The organism is Kocuria nitroreducens (genome assembly GCF_042879195.1).
GTDB classification, from domain to species: domain Bacteria; phylum Actinomycetota; class Actinomycetes; order Actinomycetales; family Micrococcaceae; genus Kocuria; species Kocuria nitroreducens.
This window is the reverse complement of record NZ_JBHZTC010000014.1, coordinates 1-13502: the sequence shown is the minus strand read 5'-3', so window position 1 is coordinate 13502 and position 13502 is coordinate 1. Positions and strand designations below refer to the sequence as shown.

General features: G+C 72.7%; 9 protein-coding genes and 2 pseudogenes. 9 read left to right on the top strand and 2 right to left on the bottom strand.

The annotated features are described in order from the left end of the window. Positions 1-35 precede the first annotated feature (35 nt). The 4 genes and pseudogenes from gcl to ACFYE1_RS10885 all read left to right on the top strand — a co-directional run. A complete protein-coding gene (gcl, locus tag ACFYE1_RS10900; RefSeq protein WP_387742642.1) occupies positions 36-1811 on the top strand; it encodes a glyoxylate carboligase in 1776 nt (591 codons plus the stop codon). Between the two features lie 45 nt (positions 1812-1856). Then, positions 1857-3053, top strand: coding sequence for a glycerate kinase (locus tag ACFYE1_RS10895; protein WP_387742641.1), 1197 nt, complete (start codon positions 1857-1859; stop codon positions 3051-3053). A 365-nt stretch (positions 3054-3418) separates the two neighbouring features. Beyond that, complete coding sequence (gene allB, locus ACFYE1_RS10890) at positions 3419-4738, top strand: allantoinase AllB (RefSeq protein ID WP_387742808.1); 1320 nt, start codon at positions 3419-3421, stop codon at positions 4736-4738. A 36-nt stretch (positions 4739-4774) separates the two neighbouring features. Then, positions 4775-4990: pseudogene (locus ACFYE1_RS10885) on the top strand (8-oxoguanine deaminase); the annotation flags it as partial. Positions 4991-5248: 258 nt separating this feature from the next. On the opposite strand, the gene ACFYE1_RS10880 reads toward ACFYE1_RS10885, so the two are convergent. Both ACFYE1_RS10880 and ACFYE1_RS10875 read right to left on the bottom strand, forming a co-directional pair. Further along, positions 5249-6850, bottom strand: a complete 1602-nt coding sequence (locus ACFYE1_RS10880; RefSeq protein WP_387742639.1) for a nucleobase:cation symporter-2 family protein — start codon at positions 6848-6850, stop codon at positions 5249-5251. Between the two features lie 157 nt (positions 6851-7007). Beyond that, positions 7008-7505 (bottom strand): nucleoside deaminase, encoded by a 498-nt coding sequence (locus tag ACFYE1_RS10875; RefSeq protein ID WP_387742637.1) that lies wholly within the window; start codon positions 7503-7505, stop codon positions 7008-7010. 396 nt (positions 7506-7901) lie between these two features. Between ACFYE1_RS10875 and ACFYE1_RS10870 the strand changes: the two genes are divergently transcribed. The 5 genes and pseudogenes from ACFYE1_RS10870 to ACFYE1_RS10850 all read left to right on the top strand — a co-directional run. Further along, positions 7902-8585, top strand: a complete 684-nt coding sequence (locus ACFYE1_RS10870; protein WP_387742635.1) for a hypothetical protein — start codon at positions 7902-7904, stop codon at positions 8583-8585. Then, on the top strand, positions 8582-10093 hold the full coding sequence (locus ACFYE1_RS10865; protein WP_387742631.1) for a xanthine dehydrogenase small subunit: 1512 nt from the start codon (positions 8582-8584) through the stop codon (positions 10091-10093). Before ACFYE1_RS10870 ends, ACFYE1_RS10865 begins: the two co-directional genes overlap by 4 nt. After that, a complete protein-coding gene (xdhB, locus tag ACFYE1_RS10860; RefSeq protein ID WP_387742630.1) occupies positions 10090-12465 on the top strand; it encodes a xanthine dehydrogenase molybdopterin binding subunit in 2376 nt (791 codons plus the stop codon). The genes ACFYE1_RS10865 and xdhB overlap by 4 nt, the downstream gene beginning before the upstream one ends. Before the next feature lies 1 nt (position 12466). Beyond that, positions 12467-13321, top strand: coding sequence for a xanthine dehydrogenase accessory protein XdhC (gene xdhC / locus ACFYE1_RS10855; RefSeq protein ID WP_387742628.1), 855 nt, complete (start codon positions 12467-12469; stop codon positions 13319-13321). Further along, positions 13318-13502 (top strand): annotated as a pseudogene (locus tag ACFYE1_RS10850) (GTP 3',8-cyclase MoaA); the annotation flags it as partial. The gene xdhC and the pseudogene ACFYE1_RS10850, both read left to right, overlap by 4 nt.

Below are 13502 nucleotides of genomic sequence, written 5' to 3'. Positions count from 1 at the left end.
CCGTAACATCTGAAGACCTGAACAAGGAGTTCATCATGGCCAGAATGCGCACGGTCGACGCCGTCGTCGCCATCCTCGAGAAGGAGGGCGCCACCGAGGCCTTCGGCCTGCCCGGCGCCGCCATCAACCCGTTCTACTCGGCGATGCGCGCCCACGGCGGCATCCGGCACACCCTCGCCCGGCACGTCGAGGGCGCCTCGCACATGGCCGACGGCTACACCCGCGCGGCGCCGGGCAACATCGGGATCTGCGTCGGCACGTCCGGTCCCGCCGGCACCGACATGATCACCGGCCTCTACGCCGCGTGGGCGGACTCCGTCCCGATCCTGTGCATCACCGGCCAGGCGCCGGTGGCCAAGCTGCACAAGGAGGACTTCCAGGCCGTGGACATCTCCTCCATCGCAGCACCCGTCACCAAGATGGCGATGACCGTCCTGGAGCCCGGCCAGGTCCCGGGGGCGTTCCAGAAGGCGTTCCACCTGATGCGCTCCGGCCGCCCCGGACCGGTCCTGCTGGACCTGCCCCTGGACGTGCAACTGGCCGAGATCGAGTTCGACATCGAGGCCTACGAGCCGATGCGTCCCGACCGCCCCGCGGCCACCCGGATCCAGGCCGAGAAGGCCCTGGACATGATGTTCGCCGCGCAGCGTCCGCTCATCGTGGCCGGCGGCGGCATCATCAACGCCAACGCCTCGGCGCAGCTGGTCGAGCTGGCCGAGCTGCTCGACGTCCCCGTGATCCCGACCCTCATGGGCTGGGGCGCCATCCCCGACGACCACCCCCTGATGGCGGGCATGGTGGGACTGCAGACCTCCCACCGCTACGGCAACGCGACGTTCCTGGAGTCCGACTTCGTGCTGGGCATCGGCAACCGGTGGGCCAACCGCCACACCGGCGGCCTGGACACCTACACCGCCGGCCGCCGGTTCGTGCACATCGACATCGAGCCCACCCAGATCGGGCGCGTGTTCTCCCCCGACCTCGGCATCGTCTCCGACGCCGGCGCGGCCCTCGACGTCCTGCTGGAGGTGGCCCGCGAGCGCAAGGACCGCGGTGCGGTCCCGGACCGGGACCGCTGGGTGCTGGACTGCGCCCGGCGCAAGGGCGCCCTGCAGCGCAAGACCCACTTCCCCGACGTCCCGATCAAGCCGCAGCGCGTGTACGAGGAGATGAACACCGCCTTCGGCAAGGACGTCACCTACGTCTCCACGATCGGGCTCTCCCAGATCGCCGGCGGTCAGTTCCTGCACGCCTACGGCCCCCGGCAGTGGATCAACGCCGGCCAGGCCGGTCCCCTGGGCTGGACCGCCCCCGCGGCCCTCGGCGTGGTGCGCGGCAAGCCGGGACAGACCGTGGTGGCCCTCTCGGGGGACTACGACTTCCAGTTCATGGTGGAGGAGCTGGCCGTGGGCGCCCAGTTCAACCTGCCGTACCTGCACGTGGTCGTGAACAACTCCTACCTGGGCCTGATCCGCCAGTCCCAGCGCGGGTTCTCCATGGAGCAGAACGTGTCACTGGCGTTCGAGAACATCAACTCGCCCGAGACGGAGGGTTATGGTGTGGACCACGTCAAGGTGGCCGAGGGGCTGGGCTGCAAGGCAGTGCGGGTGACCGACCCGGAGAAGCTGCAGGAGTCCTTCGCCGAGGCCCACGAGATGCTGGAGCGCTTCAACGTGCCCGTGGTGGTGGAGGTCATCCTGGAGAAGGTCACCAACATCTCCATGGGCACGGAGATCGACGGCGTGGTGGAGTTCGAGGAGCTGGCCGAACGCGGCGAGGACGCCCCCACCGCGATCGCCCTGCTCGACTGACCCGTCGGCCCCGTGCCGGCACCCGACCAGGACAGGAGGACCGACGTGCGCATCGTCGTTGCCCCGGACAAGTTCAAGGGCTCGCTCGAGGCCCCCGACGTGGCCGCGGCCCTCGAGACAGGCATCCATGCGGTGGATCCCTCGGCCGAGGTGGTCCGGCTGCCCGTGGCCGACGGCGGCGAGGGCACCCTCGAGGCCGCCCTCGGCGCCGGGTTCACCGCGTGGCCCGTCACGGTGACCGGTCCCGTGGGCCGGCCGGTCCAGGCGGAGTTCGCCCTGCGGGACCGCACCGCGGTGGTGGAGATGGCCCTCGCCTCCGGGCTCGCCGCCCTGCCCGTGGACGAGCGCGGGGAGCCCGTCCTCGACGCCGGCGGCGCGACCAGCCGCGGCACCGGCGAGCTCGTCCGCGCCGCGCTCGACGCCGGCGCCGAGCGCGTGGTCCTGGGCGTCGGGGGCAGCGCCTGCACCGACGGCGGGGCCGGGCTGCTGCAGGCTCTGGGGGCCCGGCTGCTGGACGCCGCGGGCGAGGAGCTGGGCCGGGGCGGAGCCGCCCTGGCCCGCCTGGACCGTGTGGACGTCGCCGGCCTCGACCCGCGGCTGGCGGGCACCGAGTTCGTCCTGGCCGCCGACGTCGACCACCCGCTGCTTGGCGGGCGCGGCGCCGCAGCGGTGTTCGGACCCCAGAAGGGCGCGGGGCCCGCTCAGGTGCGCGAGCTCGACACCGCCCTGACCGTTCTGCGGGACCGGCTGGCCGACGCCCTCGGGGAGACCGCCCGGCGCGCGGCCGACGCCCCGGGCGCCGGCGCGGCGGGGGGCGTCGGCTTCGCGGCGCTCGCCGTGCTCGGCGCCCGCCGCCGCCCCGGCGTCGAGGTGGTCCTCGAGTTCGTGGGCCTCTCGGACCGGCTCGCCGGCGCCGACCTCGTGGTCACCGGCGAGGGCAGCCTGGACGAGCAGTCCCTCGGCGGGAAGACCCCGCTCGGGGTGCTCGACACCGCCCGGGCCGCGGATGTGCCCGCCGTGGCGGTGTGCGGACGGACCACGCTGGCCCCGCGCGTCCTGCGGGAGGCGGGGTTCCTGCGGACCTACGCGCTGACCGACCTCGAGCCGGATCCGCGCACGTGCATGCGGGAGGCCGGACGGCTGCTGGAGCAGGTGGGCGCCCAGCTCGCCCGTGAGCTCCCCGGTTTGCTCTCCGCGCCCGGCACCGACGACGCCGACGACGACCGGAAGGACCCTTCGTGACCGACCAGAAGAAGCCGGACGACCAGGACCCCGCGGACCGGCGGCGGACCGACCGCGCGGGCTCCCCGCAGACGGGACCCGCCGCGGACCCGGCCGCTGAGCCGACGGCGGCACAGAGCCCGGAGGAGACCGCCCGGAGCATCGCGCAGGAGGACTCCGCGCGCTCGGTGACGAAGGCGGAGCGCGCCCAGCAGGCGTTCGAGGCGGAGCACGAGCGCCGGCTGCACGTCAGCGACGACGTCAACGACCCCGAGCGCGTGCGCCGCATGATCGAGGCGTACCGGCAGGAGCACGGGCTCCCGCAGCCCGCCCCCAGGGCGAGCCGGGACGGCGCACGCGGAAGCGACGACCGGGACCTGGATCTCGTGGTGCGCGGGAGGAACGTCTCCTGCGGCACCGGGTTCTTCTCCCGGGAGATCGGCGTGCGAGACGGTCGGATCGTGGCGGTCGAGCCTCTCGGCGCCGGCCTGACCGGCCGCGAGGTCCTGGAACTCGCCGACGACGAGACCCTGCTGCCCGGGCTGGTGGACACCCACGTCCACATCAACGAGCCCGGCCGCACCGAGTGGGAGGGCTTCGCCTCCGCGACCCGGGCCGCCGCGGCCGGGGGCGTGACCACGGTCCTCGACATGCCGCTCAACTCGATCCCCGCGACGGTCAACGTGCCGGCCCTCGAGTACAAGCGGCTCTTCGCCCAGGACCACGTCTTCGTGGACGTCGGCTTCTGGGGCGGGGCGATCCCCGGCAACAAGCCCCACCTGCGCGAGCTGCACGACGACGGCGTCTTCGGCTTCAAGTGCTTCCTGCTGCACTCCGGCGTGGACGAGTTCCCGCACCTCGAGGCCGACGAGATGGAGGAGGACCTCGCCGAGATCAAGACCTTCGACTCGCTGATGATCGTGCACGCCGAGGACTCCCGGGCCATCGACCGCGCCCCGCACCCGGAGGGGGACGTCTACGAGAACTTCCTGGCCTCCCGTCCGCGCGGGGCGGAGAACCTGGCGATCGCCGAGGTCATCGAACGCACCCGCTGGACCGGGGCGCGCTCGCACATCCTGCACCTGTCCTCCTCGGACGCCCTGCCCATGCTCGCCACCGCCAAGCGGGACGGCCTGGACATCACGGTGGAGACCTGCCCGCACTACCTCACCCTGCTCGCCGAGGAGGTGCCCAACGGGGCCACCGCCTTCAAGTGCTGCCCGCCCGTGCGGGAGGTCGGCAACCGCGAGCTCCTCTGGGAGGGACTGCTCGACGGCACCATCGACTTCATCGTCTCCGACCACTCCCCCTCGACCCTGGACCTGAAGGACCTGGACAACGGGGACTTCGGCGTGGCGTGGGGCGGGGTGTCCTCCCTGCAACTGGGGCTCTCCCTCATCTGGACCGAGGCCCGCCGCCGGGGTGTCGGGCTGGGCCGCGTGGTGGAGTGGATGTCCACGAAACCCGCCCAGCGGGCCGGCCTGCGCACCAAGGGCAAGCTGTCCCTGGGCTACGACGCGGACCTGGTGGTCTTCGCGGCCGACGACGCGTTCGTGGTCGACGCCGGGCGGCTGCACCACCGGAACCCCATCACCCCGTACCAGGGCAAGGCGCTGTCGGGAAAGGTGCGCAAGACCTTCGTGCGGGGCACCGCCGTGGACTTCGAGACGCCGCGGGGCCGGCTCGTCCGGCGCGGGGAGAGCTGACCGGACGCCGTGCGGGTTCGCCGACGGACGGGTCCGTGGGACGCCGCCCGGACATGGCTAGCCCACGGCATCCACTTCGACGACGCCGAGGTGGCCCGCCCGGGTGCGGCCGGGGTGGGCGTGGCCCACTGCCCCACGCCCACCATGCGCCCGGCATCCCGGACATGCCGTGCCGTCGAGCTCGAGGACGCGGGATCCCCGTGGGGCTCGGGGGTGGAGGGGTCCGCCTCCAACACGGCGCGATCACCGGTCCGGACGTGGAGGCTCGTTGCCGAGCACTCCGCGGCGGCCCCACCGCCTGGTGAACGCCTGAGACACCGTCCCGGCCGCTTCTCCGTCCTCGCGGGAGAAGCCGGTGCCCGGGAACGCATCGGTGCCCCGGGCGCCGGCCGCTCCCCGCGGCGAGCACGACGATGCAGGGGCGTCCTCCGCCCGCTCCGGCGTGTCGCCGGAGCGGGCGGAGGACGCCCCTGACCGGACCCCCGGGGGATTCCCCGGACGTGCGGGGTCTCAGGAGGCCTCGTCCTTCTGTCCGATCACCTGCAGGATCTGGCCCGTGTGCGTGATCTCCCCGGAGTCGATCATCTTCCGGACGTCGTCGAAACGGTGCCCCGGAACGACCGCGACCTCGCCCCCGTCGCTGTTCACGACGGCACCGTCCTGGATCCGGTCGCCCTCCTCCAGGTGCGCGAGCACGTCCGCCCGGACGACCCGCACCGGCGCCGCCGCCATGACGGACTGGTTCCGGGAGTTGCCGACGGTCAGCTCGTTGAACAGGAGGTTGAGGGCGATGGCCACGAGCGCCGCGGCGCTGATCCCCGAGCCGAGGATGGTCTGCGTCCAGGACGGGAAACCGGCGTAGAACTGTGGTGCGGCCACGGGGATGAGGCCGAAGGCGAAGGCGACCGCCACGATGACGAGATTCATGGAGTTGCTGAAGTTCACCTTGGCCAGCGTGCGGACGCCGGAGGACGCCACCGTGCCGAAGAGCACGATCGACGCGCCGCCGAGGACCGGGGTCGGGATGGCCGCGACGACCTCCCCGATGACGGGGAACAGGCCCAGCCCGACCATGATGACCCCGGCGGCGGTGACCACGAAGCGGCTGCGGACGCCCGTCACCGCGACGAGTCCCACGTTGGCGGCGAAGGCCGTCTGGGTGAACGAGTTGAACACCGGCGCCCCCGCGGAGGAGAGCATGTCGGCCCGGAGGCCGTTGGCCACGCGCTTCGAGTCGACCCGGGCCCCGGTGATCTCCCCCACGGCGAGGATGTCCGCCGTGGTCTCGGTCATCGTCACGAGCACCACGATGAGCATCGAGATGATCGAGGCGACCTCGAAGGTCGGAGGCCCGAAGGCCAGGGGCGTCGGAAACGTGACGATGCCGCCCTCGCCCACGCCGGAGAAGTCCACCATCCCCAGCACGTGGGCGATCGCCGTGCCGAGGACGAAGGAGAGCAGGATGGACAGGCGGGAGATCATCCCGACGCCCACCTTCGACAGCACCAGCACGATGAGCAGGGTGATCCCCGCCAGCATCAGGCTGCGGGGATCGGCCGCTCCGCCTTCCCCGTCACCGGCGGCCCAGGAGATCGCGACCGGCAGCAGGGAGATGCCGATGACCGTGATGACCGTTCCCGTGACCACGGGCGGGAACAGCCGGAGGATGCGGGAGAACGCGCCGGCGAGCAGGAAGCCGACCACCGAGGAGACGAGAACGGCCCCGAAGATGGTGGTCAGGTCGTTGCCCCCGGCCAGGATCGCCAGCATCGGGGCGACCCCGGCGAAGGACACGCCCTGCACGAGCGGCAGCTTGGAGCCGAGGAAGGGGGCCCCGAAGCTCTGCAGGACGGTGGCGACACCACCCATGAGCAAGCAGGAGCTGATGAGGAGGGCGATCTCCTCGCCGGAGAGCCCGGCGGCCTGCCCGATGATGAGGGGGACGGCGACGATGGCACCGTACATGGTGAGGACGTGCTGGAAGCCGTAGGCGGTGGTCCGTCCCAGGGGAAGCCGCTCGTCCTCCGGGCCGGGCGCGCGTGCTGGGCGCGCTGGGCGTCCACGGCGGGTCGTGCGATCTGTGGTCGGGTGGCCAGATGTGGTCGATGACATGGAAGAAGCCTCCTTCAGCGCGCAGGCGTCGGCTCTGCAGCGCAAGGTCCGGCGATCCTCTGTTTTTCCCGGGTCCGCCCGGTGCCGGCGGGTCCCCCGTGAAGTGTCCAGATCTTGTGGTCCCGGTGGAAGCCGACCGGGCGCGGCGGTGGTCGGGTCAGTACTCGGTGCGGTGGGCGTTGTCGGCCCAGGCCTCGAACGGATCCGTGCGCGTGGCGAGCGGAACGTGGCGGACCGGCAGGGCCCGGTCCCGCTTCTCCGCGCCCTGGGCGAAGAACTCGTAGAACTCCGCGTCGTCGAAACCGCCGGCCGCCGCGTCGTGCCGGTCGGCGGCGAAGTACACCGCGTCCAGCCGGGCCCACAGCGAGGCCGAGAGGCACAGCGGGCACGGTTCGCAACTGGTGTAGAGCACGGCCCCCCTGAGCTCGAAGGTCCCCAGCTCGCGGCAGGCACTGCGGATCGCCATGACCTCCGCATGCGCCGTGGGGTCGTTGTCCGCCGTGACGCGGTTGACGGCAGAGAACTCCCGCCCGTCAGCCGTCACGACCACGGCGCCGAACGGTCCGCCGTCGACAGCGGCGTTCTCCGCCGCGAGGTCGACGGCATGTTGGAGGTAGGTCTGGGTGTGCGTGGATTCTTCGTGAACGGTCGACATGATGCTCAGTCCTCACGGATCGTGGGGGACCCGGAGAACGGCTGATGTCCGTCGGCGGGCCCACCCGGCTGTCAGATCATGCCCGGTAGATAGCCCCGCCCGACCGGGACCCGCCATTGGCTGAGGCCAACGTAGAGCAGTTCGACGTGAGGTACAACACATTGTGGAATAATTCTTCCACGTGGGCGTGTGAGCCGGTGGCGGTGAGCGATCTCTTGCGGCCGCGTCATGGCGTGGTTAGGGTGTGACTCAGCCTACGGCGGGTCCTCACCGGACTATCTACCGGGCGAGCAACTACGAATCGCGCTGGTCCGCCGCCAGAGAGCTCCCGGTACACCCGGGGAACCACCTGACTCCACGTCGCGGCGAACGGCACGCACCGAGGAGTTCACCGCCATGATCGACATCGAGCCGCCACGTGGTCGCCACAACCGGGTCCACCTGCTGCCGGGAGGTCCGCACCGGGCGTGCGTGGGCACAGCCGAGTTCGGCGACGGCGTGTCCACGGTGCATCCCCGGTTCGTGGCCGCCGGTCCGCGGACGACGGCGCACCACGTGATCCTGTGCCGGTCCGCTCCCGTCCTCGCCGGACACCGCACCGGCGCGTCCGGGTCCGCCGACCGGTTCGACGATGCCGCCGCCCGTGGGGCCACGGGCACCACCTGGGCGGACACCGCCGGACGAGCAGCGCGGCGTTCCACGAGCAGATCCGCAGTGACGGCACCGGCCGCGTCGGCTTCGGCACCGCCCGCGTCAGCTTCGACGTCCTCCGTCAGGACCGCGCACCCGCGTCCCGCGGACGTCCCGCGCGGCGGGGTGCTCGTCGCCGGGACCGACGAGTCCCCGGAGCCCCGAGGAGTCGACTCGACGAGCGGATTCCCGTTCGGGCCCGTGGTCCCAGCGGTGGCCGACGCCGCCCGCGGCGCCACCGGTCTCCGCCGCGCCACCCCGGTCACCCGGTACGCCGCCGGCGCGGCCCGCACCCTGCACGATCCGCAGACCCCGAGCACCGAGGAGCGGCTGTCCCGTGCCCGTCGGGACAACCGTGCACGTGAAGGCATGGAGGAGCACAAGGCATGAGTGACATCCGAGTGACGGTCAACGGTCGGACCCGGAGCTGTGACGGGGCCGGCCCGCACACCCGGCTGCTGGACTGGCTGCGCGGCGAGGGGCTGACCGGGGCCAAGGAGGGCTGCGCCGAGGGCGAGTGCGGTGCCTGCGCGGTGCTGGTCGCCCGGCCGGACGGGGAAGGGCGCAGCCGGTGGACCTCGGTCAACGCGTGCCTGCCCCCCGCCGTCGCCTTCGACGGCCAGGAGGTCGTCACCGCCGAGGGGCTCGGGGCCGCCCCCGGGGCCTGCGCGCCGGCAGCGCTGCACCCCGTCCAGCAGGAGATGGCGTTCCGGGGAGGCTCTCAGTGCGGCTACTGCACGCCGGGGTTCGTGTGCTCCATGGCCGCCGAGTACTACCGCCCCGAGCGCGACGCCTCCGGCGCGGTCGACGAGGCGCAGACCGGCACCGAGGTCACCGGCGAGGAGCACGCGGCCGACCACGAGTGCGGGCCCAACGGCTTCGACCTGCACGCCCTGAGCGGCAATCTCTGCCGCTGCACCGGCTACCGACCCATCCGCGACGCCGCCTACGCCCTGGGGGCTCCGGCCGACGCCGACCCCCTGCTCCAGCGCCAGGAACGGCCCGCGCAGCCCGCGCCACCCACCCGGGTGGAGACCGCCGGCGCACGGTTCGTCCGTCCCGGCTCCATGGACGAGCTCTACGAGCACCTGGAGCGCGCACCGGAGGCCCAGCTGATCGCGGGGTCGACGGACGCGGGCGTGGAGGTCAACATCCGCCACACCCGCCCGCAGCTGGCCCTCGCCGTGGACCGGCTCGAGGAGCTGCGCACGCTCGAGGTGGATCAGGAGAGGATCGAGATCGGTGCGGCCCTGACCCTCTCCGAGGTCGAACGCGGCCTCGCCGGGCGGGTGCCCCTGCTCGACCAGTTCTTCCCGCAGTTCGCCTCCCGCCTGATCCGCAATGCCGCGACGTTCGGCGGCAACCTCGGCACCGGCTCGCCCATCGGCGACTCGGCCCCGGCCATGCTGGCCCTGGGCGCGTCCGTGGTGCTGGCCTCCGCCGGGGGTGAGCGCGAGGTGCCCCTGGACGAGTACTACACGGGGTACCGGCAGAGCGTCCGCCGCCCCGGGGAGATCATCCGCGCTGTGCGGATCCCCCTGCCGCTCGCCGAGCACTGCGCGTTCTCCAAGATCGCCAAGCGGCGCTTCGACGACATCTCCAGCGTGGCCGTCGGCATCGCCGTGCAGGTGGAGGCCGGAGCGGTCTCGTCCGTGCGGATCGGTCTGGGCGGCGTGGCGGCCACACCGATCCGGGCGCACGGCGCGGAGCGGATCCTGAGCGGTGCGCCGTGGAACCGCGACACGGTCCTCGCCGCGGCGGCCGCGCTGGCCGGGGAGGGCACGCCGATCGACGACCACCGGGCCAGCGCCCGCTACCGCTCGGCCATGCTCGAGCAGGCCCTGCTCAAGTTCTGGGCGCAGAACGCGCCCACCCCCGACCCGGAGGTGTCCCGATGAAGTCCCTCGCCGACCGCCCCGTCGACCCCGTGGTGGGCGTGCCCGTGGCGCACGAGAGCGCGGCCCTGCACGTCACCGGCACGGCCCTGTACACCGACGACCTGATCGTGCGCCACCAGGACGTGCTGCACGCCTGGCCGGTCCAGGCCCCGCACGCCCACGCCGGGGTGCGGGATGTGCGCACGGCACCGGCCCTGCAGATCCCGGGGGTGGTCCGGGTGCTCACCGCGGCGGACGTGCCCGGTGTCAACGACGCCGGCACCAAGCACGACGAGCCGCTGTTCCCCTCCGAAATCATGTTCTACGGGCACACCGTGTGCTGGGTGCTGGGCGAGACCCAGGAGGCCGCCCGGCTGGGCGCGGACGCCGTCGAGGTCGACTACGAGCCGCTGCCGTCGCTGGTCACCGTGGCGGAGGCCGTCAAGGCCGGCAGCTTCCAGGGTGGTCAGCCCACCGTCAGCCGCGGGGACGCGAGCACGGCGCTGGGCGCCGCCGCCCAGCGCTTCAGCGGGGAGTTCGAGTTCGGCGGCCAGGAGCACTTCTACCTGGAGACCCACGCGTCCTTCGCCTACGTCGACGAGAGCGGGCAGGTCCTGGTGCACTGCAGCACCCAGCACCCCACGGAGACCCAGGAGATCGTCGCCCATGTCCTGGGCCTGCACAGCCACGAGGTCACCGTGCAGTGCCTGCGCATGGGCGGTGGGTTCGGCGGCAAGGAGATGCAGCCGCACGGCTTCGCCGCCGTCGCCGCGCTGGGCGCGGTCCTGACCGGACGGCCGGTCCGGTTGCGGCTCAACCGCACCCAGGACATCACGATGACCGGCAAGCGCCATCCGTACCACGCCCGGTGGGAGGCCGGCTTCGACGAGGGCGGTCGCCTGCAGGCCCTGGAGGCGACCGTGACCAGCGACGGCGGCTGGAGCCTGGACCTCTCCGAACCCGTGCTGCAGCGGACGCTGTGCCACATCGACAACGCCTACTGGATTCCCCACGTGCAGGTCCACGGCCGGATCGCGAAGACCCACAAGACCTCCCAGACCGCCTTCCGCGGCTTCGGCGGTCCGCAGGGCATGCTCGTGATCGAGGAGGTGCTGGGCCGGTGCGCCCCGCTGCTCGGCCTGGATCCCACGGAGCTGCGCCACCGCAACCTCTACGTCCCGGGGCAGTCCACGCCGTACGGCCAGCCCGTCCGGCACGCCGAGCGGCTGCGCACCATCTGGACGCAGCTGCTCGACCGGGCCGAGGTCGAGCGCCGGCGCGAGGAGATCGCGGCGTTCAACGCGACGCACCCCGACACCCGGCGAGCACTGGCCGTGACCCCCGTGAAGTTCGGCATCTCCTTCAACCTGACGGCCTTCAACCAGGCCGGGGCGCTCGTGCACGTCTACAAGGACGGGTCCGTGCTCATCAATCACGGCGGCACCGAGATGGGGCAGGGCCTGCACACCAAGATGCGCCAGGTCGCGGCCACCGCGCTCGGCGTGCCGCTGGAGGCCGTCCGGCTGGCGCCGACCCGCACGGACAAGGTGCCCAACACCTCCGCGACGGCCGCGAGCTCCGGGGCGGATCTCAACGGCGGGGCCGTCAAGAACGCGTGCGAGCAGATCCGTGACCGGCTGGCCGAGGTCGCCGCCCGCAAGTTCGACATCCATCCCGACGACGTGCGGTTCGTCGACGGCACGGTGACCGGGATCGGCTTCTCCGACCGGGAGATGTCCTTCGCCGAGCTCGCGCACGACGCCTACTTCCAGCGGATCTCGCTGTGGGCGGCCGGCTACTACCGCACCGAGGGGCTGCACTGGGACAGCTCCCGGATGCAGGGCGAGCCGTTCAAGTACTTCTCCTACGGCGCCTCCGTCTCCGAGGTGGAGGTCGACGGGTTCACCGGCGCCTACCGGCTGCTGCGCACGGACATCGTCCACGACGTGGGCGACAGCCTCTCCCCGCTCATCGACGTGGGGCAGATCGAGGGCGGCTTCGTCCAGGGCGCCGGGTGGCTCACCCTCGAGGAGCTGCGCTGGGACGAGTCCGACGGGCCGCACCGGGGCCGGCTGGCCACGCAGTCCGCCAGCACCTACAAGCTCCCGAGCTTCTCGGAGATGCCCGAGGAGTTCACCGTGCACCTCTTCGAGGAGGCCACCGAGAGCGGCGTCGTCTACGGTTCCAAGGCCGTGGGCGAGCCGCCCCTCATGCTGGCCCTCAGCGTGCGCGAGGCGCTGCGCGAGGCGGCCGCCGCGTTCGGTCCCCGCGGCCGGAGCACCGAGCTCGACAGTCCCGCCACTCCGGAGGCCGTGTTCTGGGCGGTCCAGGAGGCGCGCCGCGCCCTGCCCGCGGAGGACCTCGCCGCTCCGGCCGCTTCGGCGGCGCACTGACGTGGACTGGCTGGACGCGTTGCAGCACCTGCGCGCGGGGGGTGCGCCGGGGGTGCTCGTCACCGTCACCGAGGTGCGCGGGCACGCCCCCCGGGAGGCCGGGGCCAAGATGGTCGTGGCCGAGACCGGCACCTGGGACACCGTGGGCGGCGGCAACCTCGAGGCGACCGTGGTCGAGCGGGCGCGGGCTCTCCTCGCGACGGGGGCCGCGGATCCGGAGACGATGACCTTCTCGCTCAACGAGCACGCCGCCGTGGAGCACGGGCGGCAGTGCTGCGGGGGCGTGGTCAGTGTCCTGCTCGAACCCCAGGTCGCCCGGCCGGTGGTCGCCGTGTTCGGCGTGGGCCATGTGGGGCACGAACTCGCCCGGGTGCTGTCCCGGCTGCCCCTGCACCTGCACCTGGTGGACAGCCGGTCGGGACAGCTGGACCCCGCCCGGCTGGCCGACGTCACCGACGGGACCGCGCAGGTCCACGTGCACGCCGTCCCCGCACCGGAGGCAGCGCTCGCCGCCCTGCCGGCCGGTGCGCACGTGCTGATCATGAGCCACGACCACGCTGAGGACTTCATCCTCTGCGACGCCGCGCTGCGCCGGGACGACCTAGGCAGCGTGGGCCTGATCGGCTCCCGGGCCAAGTGGTCGCGGTTCCGGGCGCGGTTGCGGGAGGAGGGGCACAGCGACGCCGCCCTCGAGCGCATCACCTGCCCCATCGGGCTCCCCGGCATCCCGGGCAAGGCACCGGCGGTGATCGCCATCAGCGTCGCCGCCGATCTGCTCGGGAGGTTCTGTGCCCCAGCGGGTCCCGCAACCCGGGGCGGCCGACGCCCGGACGCAACCACCGAGGCGGTGACATGAGCATTCCCCTGGGCCTGCCCCAGATCCGCGGCACCGGTCCGGGTCCCAGCCCGGCCCCGGCCGGGGCGGGGCTGGTGGACCGGTACGGGCGCCGGGCCACGGATCTGCGGCTGTCGGTGATCGACAAGTGCAATCTGCGCTGCACCTACTGCATGCCCGCTCACGGGCTGCCCTGGCTGCC

What these genes read in the sequence shown, in the direction of transcription:
- gcl (WP_387742642.1), top strand. Translation starts at nt 36, where the DNA reads ATGGCCAGAATGCGCACGGTCGACGCCGTCGTCGCCATCCTCGAGAAG.
- ACFYE1_RS10880 (WP_387742639.1), bottom strand. Translation starts at nt 6,850, where the DNA reads ATGTCATCGACCACATCTGGCCACCCGACCACAGATCGCACGACCCGC.
- ACFYE1_RS10875 (WP_387742637.1), bottom strand. Translation starts at nt 7,505, where the DNA reads ATGTCGACCGTTCACGAAGAATCCACGCACACCCAGACCTACCTCCAA.
- ACFYE1_RS10870 (WP_387742635.1), top strand. Translation starts at nt 7,902, where the DNA reads ATGATCGACATCGAGCCGCCACGTGGTCGCCACAACCGGGTCCACCTG.
- ACFYE1_RS10865 (WP_387742631.1), top strand. Translation starts at nt 8,582, where the DNA reads ATGAGTGACATCCGAGTGACGGTCAACGGTCGGACCCGGAGCTGTGAC.
- xdhB (WP_387742630.1), top strand. Translation starts at nt 10,090, where the DNA reads ATGAAGTCCCTCGCCGACCGCCCCGTCGACCCCGTGGTGGGCGTGCCC.